Origin of the sequence: Phreatobacter stygius, from assembly GCF_005144885.1 — a bacterium.
GTDB lineage: Bacteria > Pseudomonadota > Alphaproteobacteria > Rhizobiales > Phreatobacteraceae > Phreatobacter > Phreatobacter stygius.
The window spans coordinates 6,704,827-6,728,473 of record NZ_CP039690.1 but is presented as its reverse complement, the minus strand read 5'-3'; the positions used below and the strand labels follow the sequence as shown (position 1 = coordinate 6,728,473).

The 23,647-nt window shown below is 66.5% G+C and carries 21 protein-coding genes; 10 read left to right on the top strand and 11 right to left on the bottom strand.

What is annotated here, in order from left to right; genetic code table 11:
* The first annotated feature begins 1 nt into the window (after nucleotide 1).
* The 5 genes from E8M01_RS31805 to E8M01_RS31785 all read left to right on the top strand — a co-directional run bounded on the left by E8M01_RS31805 (nucleotide 2) and on the right by E8M01_RS31785 (nucleotide 7,576).
* Nucleotides 2-487 carry a Wzz/FepE/Etk N-terminal domain-containing protein gene (locus tag E8M01_RS31805; RefSeq protein ID WP_170182159.1) on the top strand — a complete coding sequence of 162 codons (486 nt, stop codon included), beginning with the start codon at nucleotides 2-4 and terminating at the stop codon, nucleotides 485-487.
* A 272-nt stretch (nucleotides 488-759) separates the two neighbouring features.
* Nucleotides 760-2,238 carry a GumC family protein gene (locus tag E8M01_RS31800; RefSeq protein WP_170182158.1) on the top strand — a complete coding sequence of 493 codons (1,479 nt, stop codon included), beginning with the start codon at nucleotides 760-762 and terminating at the stop codon, nucleotides 2,236-2,238.
* Nucleotides 2,239-2,281: 43 nt separating this feature from the next.
* On the top strand, nucleotides 2,282-3,781 hold the full coding sequence (locus E8M01_RS31795; protein ID WP_136963830.1) for a lipopolysaccharide biosynthesis protein: 1,500 nt from the start codon (nucleotides 2,282-2,284) through the stop codon (nucleotides 3,779-3,781).
* 332 nt (nucleotides 3,782-4,113) lie between these two features.
* On the top strand, nucleotides 4,114-6,684 hold the full coding sequence (locus tag E8M01_RS31790; protein ID WP_136963829.1) for a non-ribosomal peptide synthetase: 2,571 nt from the start codon (nucleotides 4,114-4,116) through the stop codon (nucleotides 6,682-6,684).
* Complete coding sequence (locus tag E8M01_RS31785; RefSeq protein WP_246088505.1) at nucleotides 6,677-7,576, top strand: FkbM family methyltransferase; 900 nt, start codon at nucleotides 6,677-6,679, stop codon at nucleotides 7,574-7,576. Before E8M01_RS31790 ends, E8M01_RS31785 begins: the two co-directional genes overlap by 8 nt.
* Nucleotides 7,577-7,709: 133 nt before the next feature.
* Here E8M01_RS31785 and E8M01_RS31780 read toward each other — a convergent pair whose 3' ends face one another.
* Nucleotides 7,710-8,747, bottom strand: coding sequence for a Cj0069 family protein (locus tag E8M01_RS31780; protein ID WP_136963828.1), 1,038 nt, complete (start codon nucleotides 8,745-8,747; stop codon nucleotides 7,710-7,712).
* A gap of 358 nt (nucleotides 8,748-9,105) precedes the next feature.
* Between E8M01_RS31780 and E8M01_RS31775 the strand changes: the two genes are divergently transcribed.
* A complete protein-coding gene (locus tag E8M01_RS31775) occupies nucleotides 9,106-9,618 on the top strand; it encodes a putative immunity protein (RefSeq protein ID WP_136963827.1) in 513 nt (170 codons plus the stop codon).
* Nucleotides 9,619-9,714: 96 nt separating this feature from the next.
* Nucleotides 9,715-10,107 carry a GFA family protein gene (locus E8M01_RS31770; RefSeq protein ID WP_136963826.1) on the top strand — a complete coding sequence of 131 codons (393 nt, stop codon included), beginning with the start codon at nucleotides 9,715-9,717 and terminating at the stop codon, nucleotides 10,105-10,107.
* 48 nt (nucleotides 10,108-10,155) lie between these two features.
* On the opposite strand, the gene E8M01_RS31765 is transcribed toward E8M01_RS31770, so the two are convergent.
* From E8M01_RS31765 to E8M01_RS31740, 6 genes are all read right to left on the bottom strand, one after another.
* Nucleotides 10,156-11,430: a polysaccharide biosynthesis/export family protein gene (locus E8M01_RS31765; RefSeq protein WP_246088504.1), complete on the bottom strand. Its 1,275-nt coding sequence runs from the start codon at nucleotides 11,428-11,430 to the stop codon at nucleotides 10,156-10,158.
* Nucleotide 11,431: 1 nt separating this feature from the next.
* A complete protein-coding gene (locus tag E8M01_RS31760; RefSeq protein WP_136963825.1) occupies nucleotides 11,432-12,706 on the bottom strand; it encodes a hypothetical protein in 1,275 nt (424 codons plus the stop codon).
* Entirely contained in the window at nucleotides 12,703-13,710 is a 1,008-nt protein-coding gene (locus E8M01_RS31755) for an SDR family NAD(P)-dependent oxidoreductase (RefSeq protein ID WP_136963824.1), read from the bottom strand. The genes E8M01_RS31760 and E8M01_RS31755 overlap by 4 nt, the downstream gene beginning before the upstream one ends.
* A gap of 40 nt (nucleotides 13,711-13,750) precedes the next feature.
* Complete coding sequence (locus E8M01_RS31750) at nucleotides 13,751-14,458, bottom strand: sugar transferase (RefSeq protein ID WP_136963823.1); 708 nt, start codon at nucleotides 14,456-14,458, stop codon at nucleotides 13,751-13,753.
* Complete coding sequence (locus E8M01_RS31745; protein WP_136963822.1) at nucleotides 14,455-15,591, bottom strand: DegT/DnrJ/EryC1/StrS family aminotransferase; 1,137 nt, start codon at nucleotides 15,589-15,591, stop codon at nucleotides 14,455-14,457. The genes E8M01_RS31750 and E8M01_RS31745 overlap by 4 nt, the downstream gene beginning before the upstream one ends.
* A gap of 65 nt (nucleotides 15,592-15,656) precedes the next feature.
* Entirely contained in the window at nucleotides 15,657-16,376 is a 720-nt protein-coding gene (locus E8M01_RS31740; protein WP_136963821.1) for a nucleotidyltransferase family protein, read from the bottom strand.
* A gap of 854 nt (nucleotides 16,377-17,230) precedes the next feature.
* On the opposite strand from E8M01_RS31740, the gene E8M01_RS31735 reads away from it, so the two are divergent.
* A complete protein-coding gene (locus E8M01_RS31735; RefSeq protein WP_136963820.1) occupies nucleotides 17,231-17,755 on the top strand; it encodes a helix-turn-helix transcriptional regulator in 525 nt (174 codons plus the stop codon).
* 148 nt (nucleotides 17,756-17,903) lie between these two features.
* Nucleotides 17,904-19,211 carry a UDP-glucose dehydrogenase family protein gene (locus E8M01_RS31730; protein WP_136963819.1) on the top strand — a complete coding sequence of 436 codons (1,308 nt, stop codon included), beginning with the start codon at nucleotides 17,904-17,906 and terminating at the stop codon, nucleotides 19,209-19,211.
* 77 nt (nucleotides 19,212-19,288) lie between these two features.
* Here E8M01_RS31730 and E8M01_RS31725 read toward each other — a convergent pair whose 3' ends face one another.
* The 4 genes from E8M01_RS31725 to E8M01_RS31710 form a co-directional block, all read right to left on the bottom strand.
* Nucleotides 19,289-20,491 carry a molybdopterin molybdotransferase MoeA gene (locus E8M01_RS31725; protein ID WP_136963818.1) on the bottom strand — a complete coding sequence of 401 codons (1,203 nt, stop codon included), beginning with the start codon at nucleotides 20,489-20,491 and terminating at the stop codon, nucleotides 19,289-19,291.
* Between the two features lies 1 nt (nucleotide 20,492).
* A complete protein-coding gene (gene moaC / locus E8M01_RS31720; protein WP_136963817.1) occupies nucleotides 20,493-20,978 on the bottom strand; it encodes a cyclic pyranopterin monophosphate synthase MoaC in 486 nt (161 codons plus the stop codon).
* 48 nt (nucleotides 20,979-21,026) lie between these two features.
* On the bottom strand, nucleotides 21,027-21,731 hold the full coding sequence (locus tag E8M01_RS31715) for a DsbA family oxidoreductase (RefSeq protein ID WP_136963816.1): 705 nt from the start codon (nucleotides 21,729-21,731) through the stop codon (nucleotides 21,027-21,029).
* 109 nt (nucleotides 21,732-21,840) lie between these two features.
* Nucleotides 21,841-22,893, bottom strand: a complete 1,053-nt coding sequence (locus E8M01_RS31710) for a hypothetical protein (RefSeq protein ID WP_136963815.1) — start codon at nucleotides 22,891-22,893, stop codon at nucleotides 21,841-21,843.
* Between the two features lie 456 nt (nucleotides 22,894-23,349).
* Between E8M01_RS31710 and E8M01_RS31705 the strand changes: the two genes are divergently transcribed.
* Nucleotides 23,350-23,622: a hypothetical protein gene (locus E8M01_RS31705; RefSeq protein WP_136963814.1), complete on the top strand. Its 273-nt coding sequence runs from the start codon at nucleotides 23,350-23,352 to the stop codon at nucleotides 23,620-23,622.
* Nucleotides 23,623-23,647: the final 25 nt, after the last annotated feature.

The following is a 23,647-nucleotide window of genomic DNA, read 5'->3' as shown; positions in this document are numbered from 1 at the left end:
GATGGAAGCGCTGACCGGCAAGGGCAGGCGGGTTGTCGCGGCGGTGCGATCGTCGAACCTGCTTGCATTCGACCCGACCGCGCGGGGCGGACGCCCAGGTGGTGAAACCGCCGACGGGCATCTGTCATTCTGGCGCGTCATCCGTCTCTTGCGGACATGGAAGGTGTTGATCCTGACCATGGTGGCGCTTGGCGGTGTCGTCGCCATCATGGCCGGCCTTCTGTCGCGGCCGAGCTATACGGCGATAGCCCAGGTCATCGTCGACCAGCGTCCGCTCGAAGCGACGAATGCCAGAACCCCGGTCACGATGGCGGTGGAGGAGGCGGCCATCGACACTCATGTGACGGTGCTTACTTCCGACGCGCTCTTGCGGCGGGTCGCCGCCGCCCTGCTGGCCGAGGACGCCGCCCAGGCCCCGCGGATCCCGGGCCGCCCTCCTGGAGCCAGCGTATCGGCCAGGGTCTCGGCACGGTTTGGTCGGCGCTGACCCAGCCGTTCCGCCGCAGCGATCAAGAGCCGGACGCCGAGGCGGCCACGAACGCCCTGGCCAAGGCGATCAAGCGGAACCTGAGGGTCGTTCAGGAGCGCCGTTCGAGGATCGTCTCGGTCTCATATGCAGGGGCCGAGCCGCATCGGGCGGCGGTCATCGCGAACATGGTGGTGCAGGTCCATCTGCAGGATATCGGGCTGCAAAAGCGAATCGAAGCCGAGCGTCTCGCCAGCTGGCTCGCCAGGCGCATCCCCGAGATGCGGCAAGAGGTGGCGCGGGCCGAGCAGGACCTGGAGGCCTACCGACTGGTTCAGGGCGTGGCCGCCGCGGGAAATCCCGATGAAACCGGGCAGCAGATTGCACAACTGGCGCGGCAACTGGCGGTCGCCGGATCGGAAGCCCTGGCGGTGCAGGAACGGCTCGGCCGGATCCAGGACTTGCGTGCGCGCGGCGCGCCGACAAGTGCCCTGGCGGAAGCCATCGGATCGGCGGTGCTCGCCGACCTTGGCCGTCGCGAACTCAGCCTTGCCGGCTCCGGCCAGGAGGCCGGGACGGAGCAGCGGCGCAATCTGGATCTCGCCATTCGGCAGGAGATCGACCGCTCCGTGGCCAGGTTGGAGAGCGAGGCGCGGATCTACCGGGCCCAGACCAAATCCATCGAGGAGCGCCTGCAGCCGCTCAAGGGCGCCGCGACCGAAACCGCCGCCGGCATGTCGGGATTGCGGGCGCTGGAGCGTCAGGCCGCCGCGGTGGTCCAGCTCTTCGATGCGCTGCTGCGGCGCCAGCAGGAGGCGAACGAGCAGGTCCAGTTCGTCCAGCCGGATGCACGACTTCTGGCCGAGGCCTGGCCTCCGGAGCGGCCGAGTTCGATCCACCCGGCGTTTTTTGTTCCACCGGCGGTGGTTGCCTTCGGCATCATGGGCGTCCTGCTCGCCTTCGCCCTGGATCGGCTCAACCGCACCATCCGAGACGAAGACGAGGCTGTCGCGGCGCTCGGCGTGCCGTGCCTGGCGACGATGCCGGCGGTCGCCCAGTGGCAGACGATGCGCATTCAGGATCTGTTGCAGGACGAACAGCAGGCGGCCTATGCGCGGGCGGTTCGCGCCTTGCTGGTCTCGCTGCTTTCCCCGAACACGACTGGCACCGAGTCCAAGGTCATACTCGTCACCTCGTCGCTGCCCGGCGAAGGCAAGACGACGCTGGCCTGGAGCCTCGCGATCCTGGCCGCGCGTTTCCGGATGCGTGTGCTGCTGCTCAACCTTGGCGGCCAGCCCTCGGCGCTCGAAGGGGAAATCCGCGCGGGCCGCAACCTGGCGGTGCCCGGCGTCGATCTCGCCGCATTGATCGCGGGCGGCGGCCCGCTTTCCGACGCCGTCGAGCGCATCCCCGAACTCAAGGTCGACTACATTCCCGCGTCGCGGCTGGGTGGCCTGTTCCACGTCCTGGCCGGTTCTCGGATCTCGCCATGGCTGGACCAGTTTCGGGAAGCCTATGACCTCATCATCGTCGATGCGCCGCCTTTGGCCGACCGGCCGGAGGCGAGCCTGCTGGCGAGCTGGGCCGACAAGGTGTTGTTCGCGGTGCGTTGCAAGGCGACCTACCGGGAAACCGCGCAGAATGCGCTGCGGCTCGTCAGCGGCACCGCCGGTTTCGATCCTGACGGGGCTTCGCGGGTGGCATCGGTGCTGACCTGGGTCGATGCCGAAAGCGACCCTTGGTTCGGCGCGGAGACATCCGCAGCCCCCTGAACACGCCGCGCGCATGTGACGGAACAATGGTGGAGGGACGGGCATGATGTCGGACGCCAAGGCCTCCGAGAACCAGGAACGGCGCGCCGACGAGCGCGCGACCGCTGCCGTGTCGCCCGAGGAACCGATTGCCGCGGCCCTCGGTGATGCCGCCCCGGCCGCTGCTGTCGAAAGCCGCGAACTGGCCCAGCGGCTGTCGAATGCCAGTGTCTGGGCCCTTGTCGTCTATGTCGGCGGCGCGGCGCTGACCACCCTGGCGCAGCTCCAGATTGCCTGGCTCATCGGTGTCTCGGGCTTCGGCGTCTATTCCTACGTGTTCGCCTGGATCACGCTGCTGGGCTACAGCTCGACGCTCGGATTTAACGTCGCCCTGCTGCGCTTCGTGCCGGCCTATGGCGCCAAGGACCAGTGGTGCCTGGCGCGCGGCGTCATCCGCTTTGCCCTGGCGGCGTCGTTTGCGACCGCCGTCGTGGTCGCCCTGGTCGGTGCGGGGATCGTCGCGGCATCGGCCGAACACTTCGCCTCGGAACGCGCCAGCATGCTGATCGGCATGGCGGCGGTGCCGCTGATCACGATGTACATGCTTGGCGCGACGCTGGTGCGCGCCTTCGGAGGCGTCGTCTCGGCGCTGGTTCCGGAACGCATCTTCCGCGACGGACTGCTCCTGGCACTGGTCGGCCTGGCGGCGATGGTGACCTCCCAGCCCTTGGACGCGCCACTCGTCATGGCGGCGCTACTGGTCAGCTCGGCCTGCACGGCGGCCCTGGTGGCGGTGACCGCGCTCCGGTTCTGGCCGCGGGAAATGCGGCAGGTGAAGCCGGCCTACGCCATCGGAGAATGGTGGTCCTCGGTCCTGCCGATCATGATCATGACGGCGCTCGACATCCTGATCAGCCGAAGCGGCGTGATCGTGCTTGGCTGGACAGGCAATATCAGGGATGCCGGCATCTTTGCCCTGGGGTTCAGTTTCGCGATGCTGCTCATGCTGCCGAGGGTGGCGGTGAGCACCATCTTCGCGCCGACGGTGGCGGCGCTTCACGCCCAGGGTGACCAATCGGGCCTCCGCGGGCTCTTCGCGCGCGCCAGCGTCCTGTCGCTGGCCGGCGCCGCGGTGCTGGCGCTGCCGCTTCTCTTGCTGCTGGAGCCGCTGCTGAGGTGGTTCGGCCAAGACTTCGTCGGCTGCGTTCCGATCGTCCAGATCCTGGTGATCGGCCAGGTTTTCGCCGCGGCCGCGGGCCCGCAACAGACCATGCTGATCATGACCGGAAATGAACGGGCGGCCCTGACCACGATGATCGCAAGCGCCGGCTTGAACATCGTCGGCTGCGTGATCGGCATCGCGCTCTATGGCGCGATCGGCGCGGCGGTGGCGACAACCGCGACCATGGTGTTCTGGAACCTGACGATGGCGGTGAGCGTTCGCAAGCACCTTGGCCTCGGTCCCGGACTGGCGGCGGCCATTGCGCGGCGGCGGGCGAGGGCGCGCGAGACGGCGGCCGAGCGTGACACGCGGCCGGCCTTTGCTCCTCCTCCAGGGCGGTGAACCAGAGCGGCGGAAGCGGGCCGAATTGCAGGCCGCGCGCCACGGCCGGGAAGCCCGGGGCGGCTTCCTCTGATCAGAGGATGTCGGCTGTGGGAATGGCGCTTATGACCAATCTGTCTGCGATGTGGGAGCGGTGGATGCTGAAGGGTTTAAGTCGCTCGACGAGAGAACATCGTTCCGACGCGAGTTCGCCTCCCGGCGCGGCCAACACGGATCAGAAACCGCTCGCGCGCACCCCGCGTTCCAGGCGCGCAGCCGACGTGCCGGCGTGGTTGCCGGCGCCCCGGGTGCCACTCGATATGGGCGGGCCCATCGGGTGGCCGTTCGAGCCGATGGGCAAAGGTTTCTCGGCGATATCCGCCGTCGACCACCTCGGGCGGATCGCCAGGAAATATCCGGACAAGCTGGCGATCAGCGACGGCGATCTGCGGCTCACCTATCGCGCGTTGACCGAGGCCGTGACGCGGCTCGCGTTGCTGATCGCGGCCGCGGTCCCCGCCGGGCAGTCGGTCGGTCTGCTGCTGGGCAATTGCGGCTGGTATCCCGTCGCCATGCTCGCCGGCATGGCGGCCGGCAGGGTCTCCGTGCCGCTCAATCCCCGGGATCCGCCCCGACGCATCCTGGACATCGCCCGGGATGCCGGTCTGCCCGCCATCATTGGCCTTGGCGCCGATGGCTTCGCCGCCTGGCCAGAACGGCCGGACCTGCGATGGATCGACGTGGCGGGCGCCCTCCACGCCGGCGATCCGCAGCCCGCCGCCACGCTTCCCGACGCAGTCTCGGTGGATGCGCCCGCCGTCGTGCTCTACACCTCCGGCAGCACCGGGCGGCCGAAGGGCATCGTCAACAGCCAGCGCAGCCTGCTCCAGCGCGTCCAGCAATATGTCGATGCCGCCCACATCAATTCCGAGGATGTGTTCCTGCCCTTGAGCGGAGCCGCCACCATCGCCGGCTGCCGGGAGGTGCTGACGGCCCTGCTGGTCGGCGCCACCCTGCATCTCGCCGATGTCGAGGCCGTGGGTCTGCGTGCCATCAGGCGGCAATTCCGGTCATGCGGGGTGACGATCGTCTATCTGGTGCCGGCGCTGCTTCGCGCCTTGATGACGGCTTCCGACGACGATGATTTCGGATCGCTGCGGGTTGTCCGCATCGGCGGCGAAAAGATCCTGTGGACCGACATAGCCCTGGTCCGGAAAGTCGTTTCGCGATCCTGTTTCATCCAGATCAGCTATTCGTCGACCGAGACGACCGGCTCGCACTGGTTCGTGCCGGTCGATTATCCCGAACTCGCAGCCTGCGTGCCGGCGGGATACCTGCTTCCGGGCATCAGCTTTGCCGTGGTCGACGACGATGGCGCGCCGGTTCGCTCTGGCCAGAGCGGCGAGCTCTTGATCAAGAGCATGCATGTCACGCTCGGCTATTGGGAGAACGGGCAAATCGTGCCTATGACGACGGACCGGGACGATCCGCGCCAGCGCGTCTTTTCGACCGGCGACCTGGTCCAGCTCGACGAGCGGGGACTGTTGCAGATCGTCGGTCGCAAGGACCGCCAGATCAAGATCAACGGGCGGCGTGTCGAGCCGGCCGAACTGGAGATCGTCCTGCGTCGTGCGCGCCAGGCTCGCGACGCCGTGGCGGTCGTGACCGCGGCGAGCGAACTGGTTGCCTTCGTCGTGCCGGAAGAGACGGCGGGGCCGGACCTCGGCCCGGCGCTTCGGGATATCGTCAGGCGGGCGCTGCCGCCGTCGCTGCATCCGACCCGACTGCACCTGGTCGCCGAAATCCCGCGCCTTGCCGGCGGCAAGGTCGATACCGCGAGGCTTCGCGACCTCGATCAGGCCATGCGCGGGACGGCCGAACCGGCGGAGCGTGCGGATGCCGGCACGCCGCTGAACCTCGAGCAAGCGGTGGAGGTCACATGGAAGCGAATACTCGGCAGGGCGGATGTGGCGGGGCGCTGGGACGAGGCCGGCGGTGATTCCCTGAAGCTTCTGCAATGCGTCATGGAAATCGAGACCCTGCTCGGCCGGGAGCTCGATCTGGAGGCCTTCACGACCGACATGACCGCGGCCGACATGATCGCGGCCGTCGCTGACGGGCAGGACGCGAGCCCCGGCGCCGACCGGCAGACCGGCGCGCCGCCGGTTCTGTTCATGCTTCCCGGATCCGTGGGTTATGGCCCGAGCCTGGCGGCCTTTGGCGCGGGCATGGGCCGCGTCGCGCGCGTCACGCCGATCCGCTACCCGGATCTCGTCGCGATCCTCGACGGACGCGGAACCATCGCGGCCATGACCGAGGCGGCGTTGCGACAGATCAACCTGGCCCAGCCCCGCGGCGATGTACGCCTGCTCGGCTATTCCCTGGGCGGCGCCGTGGCTTTCGAGGTGGCCGCGCGCCTGCTCGCCGCAGGGCGTCCGGTCAAGTTCCTGGGCATTCTCGACACCAATGTCGGGGGAGCGGCGCATCACCTGCGCGAAGCCGTTGCCCGGACCGTGCAGCGCATCGGGGCCCATCGTGTCTCGGTTTACCGGACCGCCTGTCGCAGTGTCGCGAAGGCCGCCGCCAGGCTCGGCTGGGAGCGGCATCTCGCCGGGCTCCTCGAACGCGAATGGTTGAAGCATCTGCCCGACACGCGGTTCCTGCTCAGGCTGGAACTCGAGGAGGTTCTCCGGATGCGCGCCATGGGCGACTGGCTCGCGCTGTCGAAGTCGTGCCTGCCGATCAAGGGGACCCTGTTCCGCTGCAACCGGCCCGGCGTGCCGTTCGACCTCGGTTGGGGCCGGCTGTTCGCGGACGTCGACGTCATTGCGATCGCGGGAGGTCATCTCGATCTGGTCGTGGAACCCCATCTCGCCGTCAACCGTCCGCTCGTCGAGGGGGCGGTGGCGGCGACCTATGCATGACGTTTTCGAACCGCCGCGGCGCCTCATGGCGGCGGCCGGCAACCGGTGCAGCCATCACGGAGAGATCGCCATCATGGACGTGTCACGAGTACGGAGGTTCGCCATGGCCGTCGAGCCGCATGTGCAACTGAGCTCGAGGCTCCTGGCAAAGGTGCGGCAGGGCACCGACGTCCTGAAGCGCGATGGGCCGTTGCGGTTGCTGGAACTGTGGACCCTGGCGCTGTGCGAGCCGGTAAGGTCGCTCCGGCTCCGCCTGGCCGTTGCCGCCGACGCCCGGCGGATCATGCGCGTGATCAAGACCGGAAAACGCCAGCGCGGCCTCTTTATCGATTGCGGATCCAATATCGGACAGGGCTACAAGTTCTTCAGCACCTATTACACCCCCGATTTCTACGACTACATCCTGGTCGAACCGAACGTGAACTGCATGCCCTATCTCAAGGCGCTGAGCGCCGACGGCGGCGCCCGGATCGAGATCATCGGCAAGGCGGCAGGCGTCAGGCAGGGTTATGCCAAGCTCTTCGGTCCGCCGGCGGGCCAGCAGGAGCCGGTTTACGAGGGGTGCTCGATCAATCCCGAGCATAATGCCAGCTACTATGAGCCGGAGGGCTTTGCGCCGGATCTGGTCGAGACGTTTTCCCTATCCGACCTGATCACCGCGAAGCGTAGGGCCTATGACGTCGTCGTTCTCAAGATGGACATCGAGGGTGCCGAATACGATGTCCTCGACGACATCATTAAAAATGGCGCCCATCGTAATATTTATGTGTGCTACGTCGAATTCCATTCCATATACATGAAGAAAGACGAAAGAATAAAGAAGCGGATTGCTGAACGCGAAATCGGGTCGTCTTTGACCAAGGACAACGTCCTGTTCAGAAGATGGATCTAGTGGCGTGTTTCTCCGGTTTGCCGCCGGTGCGGCGCTGATCGGAGTGCAGGCGCGATCCATGATCTTTCGGCTCTTAAGGTGACGGTATGGAGCAAAAGAAGGGCCAGCGGTCACAACCGCCGGCCCTTCCCATTCAGAGCTTCGATCGTAGCCGATCGGCGACCCGGCGGGCGATCTCGGCAGGCGCGTCGTCGGGGATCGGGAACACCGAACTGACGTTGATCTCGCCAAGCACGTAGCTCTCGGCGCCGTCGTCCCCGGGCGGGCCGAGCATGAAGTCTGCGTCCCAGATCATCGGCAGGTCGCGCCGCGGGATGTCCAGCAAAGCGGTGAGCTGTGGCGTCCACTCGTCTTCCATCAACCGGCGGAGACGCTGAAAGCGAGGGTCGGCCTTGGACGTGTAGAGCCGGGGTCCGGCCTGCGCGCGCGCCGCCGGCGCGTCCACCAAGGCCTTGACCTTCTGATGGCCGAAGCCCGCGCAGCGATCGCCTGCCATGTAGCAACGCACCACGCCTTCGCCCAGACGCGCCTGGAAAACCTGATCGATCACGCAGCCGTCTTCGAAGTACTCAACGCACCGTTCCAGAAACTCATCCAGCGCCAGCTCCTCCGACACCTCCTTGGTGGCGTCCAGCACGCGCGCCATCGGCCGATCGCATGGACTTGCCAGCATCTCGACCTTCCAGACGCCTTGGCCGCCATTGCCGCGGTTGCGCTTGACCACGCGCGGTCCGGCGGCAAGCCGCGCCGGAAATTCGGCGCGCATCGCCTCGACTGTTCGATAAAGGGCCGTGTCGCCGCCCCAGCTCATCATTCTGGCTCGATGGAGCACCTCCTTGACGCCCATCTTGAGGATGACATCGGGGTGAGCGCTTACCCAGACGCCGCGCGCCGCGGCCTCGCGCAGCAGCGCGTCGAGGTTCGAGCGGTTGCGCCCCTGATGAATCGGATTGACCCAGACGAGCACGCCATCGAACGTGGCGAGCTGGGCGCGAACCGCGTCCAGAACATCGTCCTCGTAAACCAAGGGTTCTGCATCGACGCCGACATCGGCGAGCGCCGCGAATACGGCCTTGAAACGGCTGGTCGCCAGCGTGGCGCTGCGGCGTTCCGCTTCATCGCCCCGCCACAGAATGGCGATACGGCCAAGGCGAGTTCTGGGTTCAGACATGGAAAAACGGCTCCCGTTCAATCGTGCTCCGGTCACGCGCGAACGCGCCGACCGCGAGCAGGACTTGGACGGGAAGCCGTCTTTAGGCGCCGGGAGCCTGCGACACCCCGACACGCGATAGATAGGCTCGACACGCTGCGCGATCAAGGTTCGGCGTCAGGTCGAAACAGGCGACCGGAGCGCCGTTGCAGCGAATCCAAGAACTGCCGGCAAAGTCCTTCGCTACCGCCGCCGCGCCCGCACATTCTTCCCGGCCATCTGCACCGCGGCAACCATCATGGTCTGGTTGTGAGCCCTGAGCCCAATCGATACAGGGTCATTCATTGATCCGAAGACATGCAGAGACGTCTCAGGCAAGATGATTTTCACCGAGCCCCGCGATCCCAGGTTCATCACCGTTCGTCGCGGCGGCACCCTGAGCGATACGAACCATCACCTCCTTGCACTGTGGGCCGCTGCTTGCGCCGAGCATGTGCTGCATGTCTTCGAAGACGCCATGCCAGGCGATGATCGTCCGCGGCGCGCAATTGAACAGAACCATGCGTGGGTTCGTGGCGAGATCACGATGCGCCAGGCCCTCAAGGCGGCCGCCGCCAATGCCGCGGCCAGGGACGTCTCAGGCGCGGCGAAATATGCAGCTTATGCCGCTGCCCAAGCCGTCGCGGTCGCCCATGTGCCCGCACACGAGCTTGGTGCGGCAGCCTATGCCATCAGGGCGGTGCAGGCGGCAGCCGACGCGGCCGGACGCGAGCAAGCCGGCCGTCGGGAATGCCAATGGCAACGCGAACAACTTCCAGACCAAATCCGGGAGCTTGTGCTTGATGACCAGCGGCTGCGCAATCATGCATGCTGGTTCGTGTTCGACTGCTGACCCGCACGGGACGATACTCTCCGCTGCTGCCATGGACGCTCCACGGGGTTGGTTGTAGACATTCCGACCGCTTGATTTTTTTGGGGGGGACGCCGCATGGATCGTGTCACCGGCGGTTGCCTGTGCGGCAATGTCCGATTTGTGGCGTCGGGACGACCCTACCGGGTCGGCCTCTGTCACTGTCTCGACTGCCGCAAGCATCATGGGGCGCTTTTTCACGCCTCCGCGGTGTTTCCTCAGGATGCGGTGACGATCGCCGGCGAGACACGCGATTATGCCGGGCGGCATTTCTGTCCGCGCTGCGGCTCGACCATTTTCGGACGCAGCGCCGACGAAATCGAAGTGAACCTGGGGTCGCTGGACGCCCCTGACCAACTGATGCCGACCTACGAAAGCTGGATCGTCCGTCGCGAGTCCTGGTTGCCGCCGTTTCCGCTGACCAGACGATATGACGGTGATCGTGACGCCACGAGCCGCTTTGAGGAGTAGGCCGCACCAGCCGGGAAGGCCTCGCGGGCGATCCTGGCGTGCCGTCGCTCAGTGGACGGCGGAGGCCGCGGTCGCCTCGTCGCGGAACGCCACCTCGATCACATCGCCCGGCTGCACCTCGGCATCCTCCGGGCTCGGCAGCCGCTGCCACTGCTCGCCGATCTTGCGCATGATGGCGACTTCCGAGCGAAGCCTGGCGCCGACCGCGGGTATCGTGCTGACGCCGCCCAGCGGACGGAGCTTCTCGCTGACCGCCTGAATCCGGACGCCGAGATCCGCGAGGCGCACGTTCAGGTCCCTCAACAGGAGCTGCAGGGTGACCTGCCGCTGGTTGGTCAGCCGTTCCAGCTGGCGGCGATATTCATCGACCTGCCGGCGCGCCCGCATCAGCTGCACGGTGGTTTCCAGGCGACGGGAGGAGGACAACAGCAGGGAGCGCCGGCTTTCGGTCACCCGGGGGCTGACCAGGTTGCCGCTGCCGAACAGCCGGTTGACCCGGTCCAGCTCGTGCATGTCGGCCTGAACGCCTCGTTCCTCTTCCTGTTCGCGGAGCTGGAGCACGACGATCTGCTCGTCGGTTTCCTTGGCGGCCCGGTCCAGGAAGCTCTGCTCCAACCGGTAGTCGGCCTGCGCGACCCGGAGCGCCTCCGCCTCGGCCTGGCCGATCGCGGCGATCAGTGTTTCAGGCAAGGGCGCGTTTCTCGGCGGGGTCTGGTCGAAGGTATCCTGGCCGGCCAGCTCGGCATGGGTGCGCAGAACGCGAAAATACTCCCTGATATAGTCGGTCCAGAGCAAGTCGTGGTCGCGCCGCAAGTCGGCCGGATCGGTGCCGGCCTGGGTGGCGCGCGAGCGCAGCAGGCTGTATCCGCCGGCGGTCGTCACGGCCTGCCGGATGGTCATCAAGGGCCGGTAGGTCTGCTGGCCGGGCGTCAGCACGTCGCCGGTGACATAGATCGGCCGGTATTCGGCGACCGAGGTGGTGACGTCCTCCGGCTTGACGATCAGGATCTGCTCGCGCCCGTCGGGCGTGCGGCGGCGGAACACCTTGGTCGGCAGCAGGTTCTCCATGCGGGTCTGCAGCTCCGCCGACGTGAGCCCGGCCACCGCGACCGAACCGACCGAGGGGAGGGCGATCGTGCCGTCCAGCTGGATCACCGCGCGATGGCGCTGCTCGGTCATTCCGGCCAGGCCGATCTCGACGATATCGCCCGGCGACAACCGGTAGGTCGTCTCGGCGCGCGCGCCGCAGCCGAGCCCGCCGATCAGCAGGACACTCGCCGCGAGGGCCCAGGGACGCGTCAGCATATGTCTGTGGCGGGTCATCTCAACGATCCCTCACGGGTTGGCTGGCGGTGGTCGTTTCGGCGGGCCACTGCAGGCGGGCGACGAAAGCGAAGACCGGGCCGCCGGCGACGCCCCAATTGCTCGCCCAGATGACCTGGGAACCGTCGGGGGACGGCGAGGCCTGAGCCTCGTTCCAATAGTCGTGCGGCACGCTGGCGGTCTGGACGACCCGCCGGAATTCGCCGCTGCCGTCGATCCGCACGGCGATCACCTCGCGCGCGAACGGCGCCCAGGTCGGGCGGCGGGCGACATTGGCGGGATCCCCGCCATAGGTCAGGAACACCCAGCCGGGGCGCCGGGTCGACCTGATGGAAGCGTGCTGGGCCTCGCCATAGGCGGTCAGCACGGTGACGGCGCCGTCATGCAGGCGCCGCTTGATGACCTGGTAGAGGTCGGGAGGAGACTTGCTGATCCCGACATAGACCTCGCTGCCGTCGGCATCGACCGTCATGTCGCCATGTCCCGGCCGGTGGTGCTCGATCCAGCTCTGCACCAGGCGGCCGTCAATGGTGAAGATGAAGGCCTGGTCGATGCCGATCAGCAGGTGCTGGAAGCAGGCGACATGGATGCCGAGCGGCGAGATGGTGCAGGAATTGTTGCGGCCCGGGAGGCGGTCGAGCTGAATATCGGGATACTTGCGGCGCGCGACCAGGTCGTAAGCGAAGGCGACGGAACCGCCACCTTCGGCGACCGCCCGGATGACGATATGCCGGCCGTCCCGGGACGGGTTTCCCTTGTAGGGGCCGAACTGCAGCTCGCGATAGCCATTGGAGATATAGAGCAGCTGATCGACATTGGTGCGCGGTTCCCAGATCGAGATCGTGCTGCGGGAGACGCAGATCATCTGCTCGGGATTGTTGGGGTGCCATTCGCATTCGCCTGATCGCCATCGCCGGAACAGTGGCGCATAGCTGCGGCCGTCGAGAAAGCACATGCCGTTGCAGCCGATCGGAATGATCAGCAGGCTCTGGTCGGCATTCCAGGCCTGGGCGCTGGAATAACGATGACGGCAGCGTTCCTTGCCGCACAGGAGCCCGGCGCCGAGATGGGCGTCGGCCTGCGTCACCCGCGTGAACGGCGTGCCGAAGGCGGCGTCGGCGGTCGCCTGCAGGTAACCCGGCAGGGGAACGGCAATCGCCGGCACCAGCTGCGCGGAAGCCAGGCTGTCGGCGCGCCCGGCCGTTGCGAACGCCGCGAGGATGATGGCCGCCGCGAGGAATACCTGAGATCGTCGCCGGCGCCCGTCGGTGATCATGTGATGAAGTCCTTCTGACGACGAACCCGGCCCTCCGACACGCGTGTGCGCCACCAGGCGATCGTCCGCTCGAGACCGTCGCGCAGGCTCGTCTGGGGGCGCCATCCGGTTTCGCGCCGGAACCGGCTGCAATCGGCCAGCAGCGCCCGGACCTCGGAGTTCACCGGCCGCATCCGCGTCTCGTCCTGCTTCACCGGCTTGGTGCAGGATGTCAGCCCGCGAATGAGCTCGATCAGGTCGGCAACCGTCACCGCGCGCTGGCTGCCGGCATTATAGGCGCGCCCATACTCGATGGCCGGGGTGCTGCCGGCCGCCAGGAAGGCGGCGACCGTGTCGTCGACGAAAGTGAGATCCCGGATCGGTGTGGTGTCGCCGACCATGATCGCGGTGCAGGACGGATCGAGCGCCTGGCGCACGATGGTCGGGATGATGGCCCTTTCGCTCTGCCGCGGACCGAAGGTATTGAAGGGCCTGAGGATGACGGCGGGCAGGCCGAACGAGCGGGCGAAAGCCTCCGCCATCATGTCCGCGCCGATCTTGGATGCCGAATAGGGCGATTGTCCCTGGAGCGGGTGGGTCTCGCTGATCGGCATGGTCTGCGCGGTCCCGTAGACCTCGCTGGTCGACGTGTGGACGACCCGCTCCGTTCCGCATTGGCGCGCCGCCTCGAGCACGTTCAGCGTCCCGAGGACGTTGGTCTCCACATAGGACTGGGCGGCGGCATAAGAATGCGGGATCGCGATCAGGGCGGCCAGGTGGAACACCACCTCCTGGTCCTGCACGATGCGGCCCACGAAAGCGGCATCCCGGACGTCGCCCCGGATGAGATTGAGCTGGCTTCTGGTCGCTTCCGACACGTCGTCCAGCCAGCCGTGGCTATCAAAGGAATTGTACAGGGCAAGCGCCGTCACCTTGGCCCCGTGGCGAACGAGCACCTCGGTCAGATGCGACCCGATGAAGCCATCGGCACCGGTGACGAGAACCTTCATGCCAGTGTAGCTCATGGAGCGCTTCCCTTTTCGCTTCGGTCCGAGCGTCCACGCCTCAGGGGCGCTCGGCTTGCCAGTTCTGGGCTTGGGCGACGCCGGTGCCGCCCCGCGGCGCCCAGCCCAGCACCGCAAACACTCCGCGAATGATCCAGCCGATGTCGGAGATGAGGGTGCGATGCGGGAAATAGGCGAGATCCAGGCGCGCCTTGGCCGGGAACAGCACATCCCGGTAGAAGCTGGCCGGGTCGGCGTCGGTCGGATAGAGCCGGCACTCGTTGCGGAACTGGATCTGGCACGGGCCGAGCAGCCCGGGCTTGTGATCCAGAACGCGTTCGAAGCCGTTGCGGAAGCAATCGGCGAAGGCCAGCGATTCGGGCCGCGGCCCGACCACCGCCATATCGCCCCTCAGCACATTCCACAGCTGGGGCAACTCGTCGAGCTTGCTGGCCGCGAGAAACCGCCCGATCGAGGTCAGCCGGTTGTCCTGCGCCACGGTCAAGGGACAGCCGGTGACGCCGCATGTCGCGCTGAACTTGCGGAACTTGTACATGCGGAAGGGCTGCCCGCCGCGGCCGAGGCGAAGCTGCGAGAACAGGATCGGCCGGCCGCCTTCGAGCCATATCGCGACAGCGATGACCAGCATCAGCGGGCCGAACAGCAGGAGCGCCGTCGTCGCGACGAGGATGTCGAGGCAACGGCTTGCCGTCGCCCCCGAGGCGAGGGCGACCTGAGGGCGGTCGACGCTTATGGAACGGACCTTCATGCGACAGCCTCCACTGACGTGCTGGACTGAACGGCGCGGGCCAGGCTCGACACCACCGCTTCGACGGTTTCCGGACCCATCCGGGGATGCAGCGGCAGTGTCAGCTCGCGCGCGGCGAAATCTTCGGTTCGCGGCAGGTCGACGGTCGGGTCGCGGTCCCGATAGAACGACATCAGGTGAACCGGCGGGTAGTGGATGGTGGTCTGAATGCCGTCGGCGCGCAGGTGATCGATGACCTCCTGGCGTAGGACAGGTCCGGGCAGCAGCACCGGCATCAGGTGGCAGGTCGACAGCCTCGGCTGGGCGAAGGGCACCGCCACCGATGGGCAGCGGTCGGCGATCAGCCGGCGATAGCGGGCGACCAGGCCGCGGCGGATTTCGTTCCAGGCGGCCAGATGCCGGAGCTGGACAAGGCCGATCGCGGCCCGCAGCTCGTCCATCCGGTAGTTGAAGCCGAGCATCGTCACGTCATAGCTCGGGGTGCGGCTGTCGAGGCGCTGGCGGGTGCCGCTGGTCATGCCATGGCCGCGCGCCTGCCGGATCGCCGCGAGCAGCGCCGGATCGCGGGCGATGACCGCGCCGCCCTCGGCGGTGGTCATGTTCTTGTTGCCATAGAAGCTGAACGCCGCGGCCGCGCCATAGGTGCCGACCTCCTTCAGGCCGGGGGCATGGGCGGCGTCTTCGATCAGCACCAGGCCCCTGCGCTGGGCAAAGGCTTGCCACGCCGCGCGATCGGCCAGGCAGCCGGCGAAATGCATGAGGATGACAGCCTTGGTGCGCGGCGTGCAGCGGGCTTCCGCGTCGCTGAGCGACATCAGCGGAACGTCGGCGGATTCGATGTCGACGAAGACCGGCGTCGCGCCGACATAGAGCGCGCTGTTGGCGGTGGCGACAAAGGTCAGCGAGGGCACGAGAACCTCGTCGCCGGGGCCCAGGCCGAGCGCGTGCAGGATGAGATGCAGCGCCGCGGTGCAGGAATTGACCGCGACCGAGTCCTCGGCTTCGTGCTGACTGGCGAAGGCCTGCTCGAAGGCCCGCACCCGGTCGCCCATCGTCAGCCAGCCGCTGTCGATGACCTCGAGAAGCGCTGCCTTCTCCTCGGGGCCGACAATCGGTTCGGCGACCAGAAGCATGGAACTCTCCCAAACCTGTCCTGGACTGATCCGCGGCGCGCCGACGGGCGCCGCGGGGCGGGCGGTCAGGCGGCTGCCTGAGGTTCGATGACCAGCGACTGCTCGTCCCAGGCGATGTCCTGGGCCTTGTGGAAATCGTCGACCCGGCCAATGTCGAGCCAGAGGCCCTGGTGCTTGAAGACATGCACCGGCGTGCCGTTTTCGAGCATCTGGAACATCAGATCATCGAAACCGTAGGGGATTCCCGAGGGGATGAGGTCGAACACCTCCGGGTCCATGCAATAGAGACCCATGCTGACCAGGTGCGGCAGCGACGGTTTCTCCAGGAAGCTGACGACCCGGTCGTCGACCTGCTCGATCACGCCGAAGTCCATCTTGGTGGTCCGGGTGGTCGTCGCGATGGTCACGGGCCCCGGATAGCGGCGATGGCAGCTGACGAACTGGCTGAGGCTGATGTCGGTCAGGACGTCGCCGTTGAGGACGAGGAAGGTGCTGTCCAGGTGCTCGCGCAGCGGCGCGAGCGGACCGATCGTGCCGAGCGGCTCCACCTCCTGGGTGTAGTTGATCTTCAGATTCCATTGGCTGCCGTCGCCACAGAAGCTGCGGATGAGATGGCCGAGATAGCCAGTGGTGATGAAGACCTCCTGGATGCCGTTGCGCCGGAGCCACTTGAGCAGCAGCTCCAGGACCGGCCTGGATCCGATCGGCATGAGCGGTTTCGGGAGGACAGCCGTATAGGGACGCAGGCGAGTGCCCCGGCCGCCGCATTGGATCACAGCCTTCATCCGAGCCTCCTTGACGTGGCCTTTGCGACGGCGCGCCCTTATCGGACCCGCACATCGTCCGCATCGAGCGCCATCGCGCAGGAATGGCGGAAGGTCCCCCGGTCGGCTGCAGGCCGCGGCGTCGTTTCGATCGCCGCCTTGGCCGCGCCTTCCGGGCCTCACACGAATGCTAGGAGGGGCGGCAAACACTGTCTTCGTTCGTTTGCATGACGGATGCCGGCGGGATCGGGCACCGCGTCCGGTGCAGCGGATGACCGTCGCCTTGCCGCAAGAGACCCGGCGGCGGCATGGCGCGCATGGCGCCCTTCAGGGCAAGTGCTTGGAATCGCGCCCGCGGGCGAGGCGATACCCCTTTCGGGGTAGCCCGTGCTGGCTAGGCGTCCGGGCCTGTCGCCGAGGCGCGCCTACCGCCAAAGGTTGACCTCCTCCTTCGGGTGCAAATCGCTAACCCCTCAGAGTTCGTGTCGATTTTGATCTTTTTGTTATGATTTGTTGCTGGTCGATGACCCAAGGTTGCAAAAATTTAAGTGCATATATTGGAATTCACCAAGAGCAGTGTCTCTCCAAATTCCACGACAGTGCTCAATATAAGAAAATATAGAACGACGTTTGTGACGATATTACCTCGTCAAATGTTGAATATTGACGTTCGCCGTCGTCTCTCATTCAGAATTTGAGAATAATGGAGCATCGCAATGTCATTCGTCGGCGAGCAGGTCGAGAGATCAATTCCACGGGGCGTGCCGCTCGCTGGCGTGCCCTATTCGAATGCCGAAATCGATGCTTTCCCATCCGCTTCGCAGGGCGCGAGCCCGCTCCAACGGCAGGCTCACCGCGGCAACGCGGTGCTGAGCATGCTGGACCGTATCGGCTGCGGCTATCTGTTGCTCGAAGCGGGCAGGCGGGTGGTCGAAGCGAACGCCACCGCCCGCGCCATTCTGGAGCGTGAGGCGGGTGCCGTGCGGCCGCTTGACGATCTCTCCCGCGCCTTCAGGCGGCTGATCGAGCGCGCACCGGCCCGGCCATTGCTCGGGGCGCTGTCCTGGGTGGTCATTTCCGACAAGGACGACGCGCCGCTGATCCTGAACCAGCCGGCGGAAGACCTGCCGGACGGCCACAGCATCGTCATGCTGCTCGATCTCAACGCTCATCTCGAGCCCAATCCCTCGATGCTGCAGCGGATGTTCGGCCTGACCGCGGCCGAGACGCGTCTGGCGCTTCAGCTGGCAAGGGGCGTCGTTCCGGCCGAGATCGCGCGCCGGCGGTGTCTCAGCCGGACAACGGTCCGTTCCCAATTGGCGTCGGTCTTCGCCAAGACACAGACCAGGCGACAGGCGGAACTGGTGACGCTGCTCGCCCGCATCGCGGTTTTACCCTGACGGCAGCGCCATCAAGCGGCTGCCCGCGCCCGCGTGACGGGCGCGGCGTCCTCCAGCCGGCGCGCCGGCCACGCGCCGGGCGGTTCGCCGCCCGTCCGCCCCATCAGGTCTTCCAAAGTCTTTCAACCCGACATCGAGGGGAACGGCCTTGCGTATCGCCATGATCGGCTGCGGCTATGTCGGCCTGGTTTCCGGGGCCTGCTTTGCCGATTTCGGACATTGTGTGACCTGCGTCGACAGCGACGCCGCCAAAGTGCGGGCCTTGCGCGAAGGCCTGATCCCGATTCACGAACCGGGCCTCGATGCGCTGGTCGCCAAGAACGTGGCGGACGGCCGCCTGACGTTCTCGACCGACCTGCCGGGGTCGGTCGGCACGGCGGAGGCCGTGTTCATCGCGGTCGGCACGCCGTCGCGGCGGGGCGACGGTTATGCCGACACGTCCTATGTCTATGCGGCGGCGCGCGAGATCGCCGCGGCCTTGAAGAGTTTCGTGGTCGTCATCAGCAAGTCGACGGTGCCGGTGGGCACCAGCGACGAAGTCGAGCGGATCATCCGCGACGTCAATCCGGCAGCGGATTTCGCCGTCGTCGCCAATCCGGAATTCCTGCGCGAAGGGGCGGCGATCGCCGATTTCAAGCGGCCGGACCGCATTGTCGTCGGCACCGACGACATCAGGGCGCGCGACGTGATGAGCGAAATCTACCGGCCGCTCTACCTCAATGCCTCGCCGGTGCTGTTCACCACGCGCCGGGCGGCGGAGCTGATCAAATATGCCGCCAATGCCTTCCTCGCGATGAAGATCACCTTCATCAACGAGATCGCCGATCTGTGCGAGCGCGCCGGCGCCGACGTGCAGGAAGTGGCGCGCGGCATTGGCGTGGACAAACGCATCGGCACCAAGTTTCTCCACCCCGGTCCGGGTTATGGCGGGTCCTGCTTTCCCAAGGATACCCTGGCGCTGGTCAAGACGGCGCAAGACCTCAACAGGCCGCTGCGTCTCATCGAGGCGACGGTGGCGGTCAATGATCAACGCAAACGCGCGATGGCGCGCAAGATCATCGACGCGGCGGAGGGTTCGGTGCGGGGCAAGACGATCGCCATCTTGGGTCTGACCTTCAAACCCAACACCGACGACATGCGCGAGGCGCCGTCGCTGGCGATCATCCAGGCGCTGCTCGATGCCGGCGCGCGGGTGCGGGCCTATGACCCGGAAGGCATGGAGCAGGCCAGGCTGCTCCTGGCGGACGTGACGTTCTGCACCAGCGCCTACGACGCCGCGGAAGGCGCTTCGGTGGTGACCATCGTCACCGAATGGGACCAGTTCCGCGCCCTCAACTTCCGGCGGTTGAAAGGCTGTGTCGCGGCGCCGGCCCTGGTCGACCTGCGCAATATCTATCCGCGCGACGAGGTCCTGCGTCACGGCTTCAGTTATACCGGGGTCGGACGCGGCGCCTGAGCCAAAAGGCTTCCGGGCGCCCGGCATGGTCGATGCGTCCGCCGCTCACCGGGGCCGACCGGGTTGGCAGGCCTTGATCAGCGCGCGAGGCGGATGATCCGGCACGGGCTGCCGGCCGGCGCCGCGGCGGCATGGGGCGCGCGCAGAACAAGCGCGTCGGCCTCGGCCAGCACCCGCACCATCGAGGAATCCTGGATCGGGAAGGGCGTCGCCACCAGGCGGCCGCCGCGCCAGGCGAGCGCCGCGCGCAGGTAGTCGGCGCGCAGGTCGTTCGGCCCGACATCGACGCCGAGTTCGGCGTCTTCGGTTGGTGTTTCGACATCGGCACGGCCGGCGAGACGGCGGATCAGCGGCAGCAGGAAGATCGTCGAGCAGACGAAGGAGGCAACCGGATTGCCGGGCAGGCCGAGAAGCCGCATGGCGCCGAGATCGGCCATCATCAGCGGCTTGCCGGGGCGCATGGCGATCTTCCAGAAACCGAGGGTTGCGCCCTCGTGCTCGATGACGTCGCGCATCAGGTCATATTCGCCGACCGATGCGCCGCCCGACGTCACCAGGATATCGAAACGGGCCTGGCGTGCGCCGCGCACGGCGGCCAGCGTCTCGTCCAGCCGATCGGCGCAGATGCCGAGATTGGTGGCGATGCCGCCTTCGCGCTGGACCAGGGTGGCGACCGCCAGCGCATTGGACGAGACGATCTGCCCCGGGCCCGGCGCGGTGCCCGGCTCGACCAGTTCGTCGCCGGTCGACAGGATCGCAATGCGCGGCGCGCGGTGGACCGGCAGCCGCGCGTGGTTCATGGCGGCGGCGAGCGCCAGCTTGCGCGGGTCGAGCCGTGTGCCGGCCCTCAATCCGACCAGCCCTGCGGCGAAGTCGAGCCCCTGCGGGCGGATATGCCGGCCGGGGCTGACCGAGATCGACACCAAGACGCGGTCGCCCTGGCGCGCGACGTCTTCCTGGATGACGACCGTGTCGGCGCCTTCCGGCATTTCGGCGCCGGTAAAGATGCGCAAGGCCGTGCCGGGCGGCAGGGCGCCGGCAAAGGGCCTGCCGGCCGCGCTCTCGCCAATGACCGGCAAGGTGCCGGGAAGATCGGCGGCACGCACGGCATAACCGTCCATGGCCGATACCGCTCGAGGCGGCTGGGTGCGGGTCGCGGTGAGGTCGCGGGTCAGGACCCGGCCGTCGGCCTCGGCGAGCGGCAGCCATTCCTCGGGCAAAGGCCCGGCGCCATCGAGAACACGGGCGAGCGCCTCCGCGACCGGCAGCAGACCCGCCATGTCATTCGGCCCGGTAGCTGCCGGAAGCGCCACCGGTCTTTTCGACCACGTGGACGCCTTCGATGCGCATGCCGCGATCGACCGCCTTGACCATGTCGTAGACGGTCAGGCAGGCGACCGAGACGGCGGTCAAAGCCTCCATCTCGACACCGGTCTGGCCCGAGACCTTGACGGTGGCGGTGACCCTGACGCCCGGCAAGGCATCATCCGGCTCGATCTCGACCACCACCTTGCTGATCAGCAGCGGATGGCACAGCGGAATCAGGTCGTGGGTGCGTTTGGCGGCCATGATGCCGGCAAGCCGGGCGGTGCCCAGCACATCGCCCTTCTTGGCCTCGCCGGCCTTGACGATGGCCAGGGTCTCCGGGCGCATCACCACGCGTCCTTCGGCAACCGCGATCCGCTCGGTCACGGGCTTGGCCGAGACGTCGACCATATTGGCCTGGCCGGCCGCATCGAGATGGGTGAGGGTCTGTCCTTGCGCCATGACGCGGGCTTAGCCCGTCGCGGCCGCGTCCGCAACGGCGAGTTCGGTCTACTCGGCTGCCGACCGCGCTCCGCCGGCTTGCTGGCCAGCGTCTTGGCCAGCCTCTTGGCCTGTCTCCTTGGCCGCCTGCCGGATGGCCTCGGCAATGGTTTCGGCGGCCTCGGCGCCGGCAATGCCATAACGCTCGGCGACGATGAAGAACGGCACGCCGGTGACGCCGATGCGCTGGGCCGAGGCGATCTCGCGCCGGGTGCGCTCGATATCGGCATCGGAGGCATAGAGTTCGGCCAGGAGATTGGTCTCGAGGCCATTGGCGGCGCCGATCTCGATCAGGGTCTGGCGATCGGCGAGGTTCTTGCCCTCGATGAAATAGGCACGGAACAAGGCCTCGACCACCGCGTCCTGGGTCGTGCCCGAGCGCGCCCAGAGGATCAGGCGGTGGGCGTCGAGCGTGTTCGGCGACACCTGGATCTTGTCGAAGGCGAAGGCAATGCCGTCGCCGGCGCCGACCTTGGCGACCCGTTCGAACATCTCCTTGGTCCGGTCCAGGCTGCCGAATTTCTGGATCAGGTACTGGTCGCGCGGGACGCCGGCCGGCGGCAGTTCCGGCGCCAGCTGAAAGGGGCGCCAGCGGATCTCGACCTTGACGTCGGGCACCAGCGCCAGGGCCTTTTCCAGGCGGCGCTTGCCGATGAAGCACCACGGGCAGACGACGTCCGAGATGACGTCGACCGAAACAGTCTGACCCGGCATGGGCGATCTCCCTGGCAACCGGCCCGAATCTTAGAGGGCGGGCCGGCTCAGGTCCATCTGGGGATGAAGGCCGCCGCCGACAAGGCGATTGCCGGCATTCTCGCCGGGGTCATCGGGTGGTCGTCGGGGCCGCGGGCGTCGCCCGTGAGGCGTCGGCGGTGGTGGTCCGGCTGAAATCGATCCGTTTCGACAGGCCGAGCTGCAGGTTCAGGCTGGAGACCGGAATATTGCCGGTTTCCTGGGTGTAACGCCATGACCCGGCGACGATGGCGGTCAGTCCGCCGTCGAACGTATAAGCATATTCGGCGCCGAGCGAGGTGGTCACGGCGCGCGCGCCGAGCCCGACATATTCGTCGTCCTTGCGCCGGGCGAAGACGGTGAGGGCGTGGCTCGGATTGAACTTGGCGACCAGCCGCGCATCGCTGAGCGTCGAGACATTGATCACCGAGAACGGCAAGGTGGTGTCTTCCAGCGTCCGCCCCGACGACAGTTCCAATGTCAGTTTCTCGATCGGCAGCCGGAACAGCTCGAGCGGGATCGTGGCCTTGGCCGTATAGAGCAGCCGCTGCAGGTTATCGAAGTCACCGGCCGGAAAGGTCACCCGCGCATAGGACAGCGAGCCCTCGACCTTGATGCCCCAGAAGGTGGCCGAGGCGAACAGGTTGGGCTGGACCCGGTCATTGTTGCGGCGCAGGCCCAGATAGTCGGTCTCGAAGCGAAACATGGTGCGCGAGGCGGTCAGCGACACGCCGATCTCGCCGAAGGACAGCCGGTAGAGCACGCCCGGCAGCACCGACAGGGTGACGAAGCTTTCGGGATAAGGCAGGAAACTGCCGAGCGCGAAGATATTGCGTTCGTTCAGCGTGGTGACCTTGGTGTCGACGCTGGTGAACAGGCGCAACGGCCCGATGTCGTAGTCGAGCCGCTCGCGCCAGATGAGCGCATCGCTGCGGCGCGACCAGGTCTGGTCATGGACGGCGCTGAGCGAACTCCTCAGCAGCAGGTTGTCGGACAGGCTGAAGGCGTGCCGGAAGGTGAGGCCGAGCGCGGTGGCCGGGTCGACCTCGCGGCTCTCATAGACCGTGTTGTTGGTGGCGATCGCGATGGCATAGCCGTCCTTGTCGCTGCCGCGAATATAGTCCCAGGTCGCGCTCTGGGTCATGAAGGCGCTGCTCGGTCCGCCAGAGAAATTCATCGGATTTGAATCGTATCCGCCACGTAAACCGAAGGTCGCGGCGGAGTATTCCCTTACGGAATCTTCGGTCGCTGCAACCGGCGTCAAACTGACCATTGTCAGCGTCGCGAGGGCCAGACTCAGCGCAATGGAATGCTGCATGAACTCACCCGGGGTTGCCTGGGAATCCGTCAATTGCCACCGGAATGATCAGTCATTCATTGCTAATTCTTGGTAAACGATCAGTTGTCGGATTTGGTCGCCGCGGGACAACAATTCCTATGTCAGTGCGCCTGACCGTTCTTCTTTGTTGTTTGTAGTAATACTGCCGCGTTAACAATACGAAGTATGGTTAAAAAGATCCAAAGATTGTCAAGCCGAATGTGTCAATTTAAAACACATGTTATCGACCGGATTGGTCCGGCGATTACCTGGAGGAATGTCATGAAACGCACTCTTGTTCTCGTTACTCTGGCGACTCTTGCAGCAACTCCGGCTTTTGCTGGCGGCCGTGGTGGCTCGTCAGGTGGCGGGTTGCTGAATCTCGGCAACATCAACGTCTCGGCCCTGAACGGCATTGCCAATGGCAATACCGTGAATGTGCCGGTGTTGAACGGCAGCCGTACGAATGTCCTCAGCGGCATCCTGAACATCAGGGGCGTCACCGGCATCGTTGGTGGTCTTCTGGGTGGCGGACACGGTTGCGGTTGCAACTGAACCTCCGCAATGACCGCATGAGGGG

Coding starts and splice junctions, on each gene's coding strand:
- E8M01_RS31735 (WP_136963820.1), top strand. CDS start 17,231: ATGCTGGACCGTATCGGCTGCGGCTATCTGTTGCTCGAAGCGGGCAGG.
- E8M01_RS31780 (WP_136963828.1), bottom strand. CDS start 8,747: ATGTCTGAACCCAGAACTCGCCTTGGCCGTATCGCCATTCTGTGGCGG.
- E8M01_RS31725 (WP_136963818.1), bottom strand. CDS start 20,491: ATGGCGGGTCTGCTGCCGGTCGCGGAGGCGCTCGCCCGTGTTCTCGAT.
- E8M01_RS31745 (WP_136963822.1), bottom strand. CDS start 15,591: ATGCTTCTGGTCGCCGAACCGATTGTCGGCCCCGAGGAGAAGGCAGCG.
- E8M01_RS31765 (WP_246088504.1), bottom strand. CDS start 11,430: ATGACCCGCCACAGACATATGCTGACGCGTCCCTGGGCCCTCGCGGCG.
- moaC (WP_136963817.1), bottom strand. CDS start 20,978: ATGGCGCAAGGACAGACCCTCACCCATCTCGATGCGGCCGGCCAGGCC.
- E8M01_RS31750 (WP_136963823.1), bottom strand. CDS start 14,458: ATGAAGGTCCGTTCCATAAGCGTCGACCGCCCTCAGGTCGCCCTCGCC.
- E8M01_RS31710 (WP_136963815.1), bottom strand. CDS start 22,893: ATGACCCAGAGCGCGACCTGGGACTATATTCGCGGCAGCGACAAGGAC.
- E8M01_RS31790 (WP_136963829.1), top strand. CDS start 4,114: ATGGGCAAAGGTTTCTCGGCGATATCCGCCGTCGACCACCTCGGGCGG.
- E8M01_RS31770 (WP_136963826.1), top strand. CDS start 9,715: ATGGATCGTGTCACCGGCGGTTGCCTGTGCGGCAATGTCCGATTTGTG.
- E8M01_RS31805 (WP_170182159.1), top strand. CDS start 2: ATGGAAGCGCTGACCGGCAAGGGCAGGCGGGTTGTCGCGGCGGTGCGA.
- E8M01_RS31705 (WP_136963814.1), top strand. CDS start 23,350: ATGAAACGCACTCTTGTTCTCGTTACTCTGGCGACTCTTGCAGCAACT.
- E8M01_RS31785 (WP_246088505.1), top strand. CDS start 6,677: ATGCATGACGTTTTCGAACCGCCGCGGCGCCTCATGGCGGCGGCCGGC.
- E8M01_RS31755 (WP_136963824.1), bottom strand. CDS start 13,710: ATGAGCTACACTGGCATGAAGGTTCTCGTCACCGGTGCCGATGGCTTC.
- E8M01_RS31760 (WP_136963825.1), bottom strand. CDS start 12,706: ATGATCACCGACGGGCGCCGGCGACGATCTCAGGTATTCCTCGCGGCG.
- E8M01_RS31715 (WP_136963816.1), bottom strand. CDS start 21,731: ATGCCGGGTCAGACTGTTTCGGTCGACGTCATCTCGGACGTCGTCTGC.
- E8M01_RS31795 (WP_136963830.1), top strand. CDS start 2,282: ATGATGTCGGACGCCAAGGCCTCCGAGAACCAGGAACGGCGCGCCGAC.
- E8M01_RS31740 (WP_136963821.1), bottom strand. CDS start 16,376: ATGAAGGCTGTGATCCAATGCGGCGGCCGGGGCACTCGCCTGCGTCCC.
- E8M01_RS31775 (WP_136963827.1), top strand. CDS start 9,106: ATGATTTTCACCGAGCCCCGCGATCCCAGGTTCATCACCGTTCGTCGC.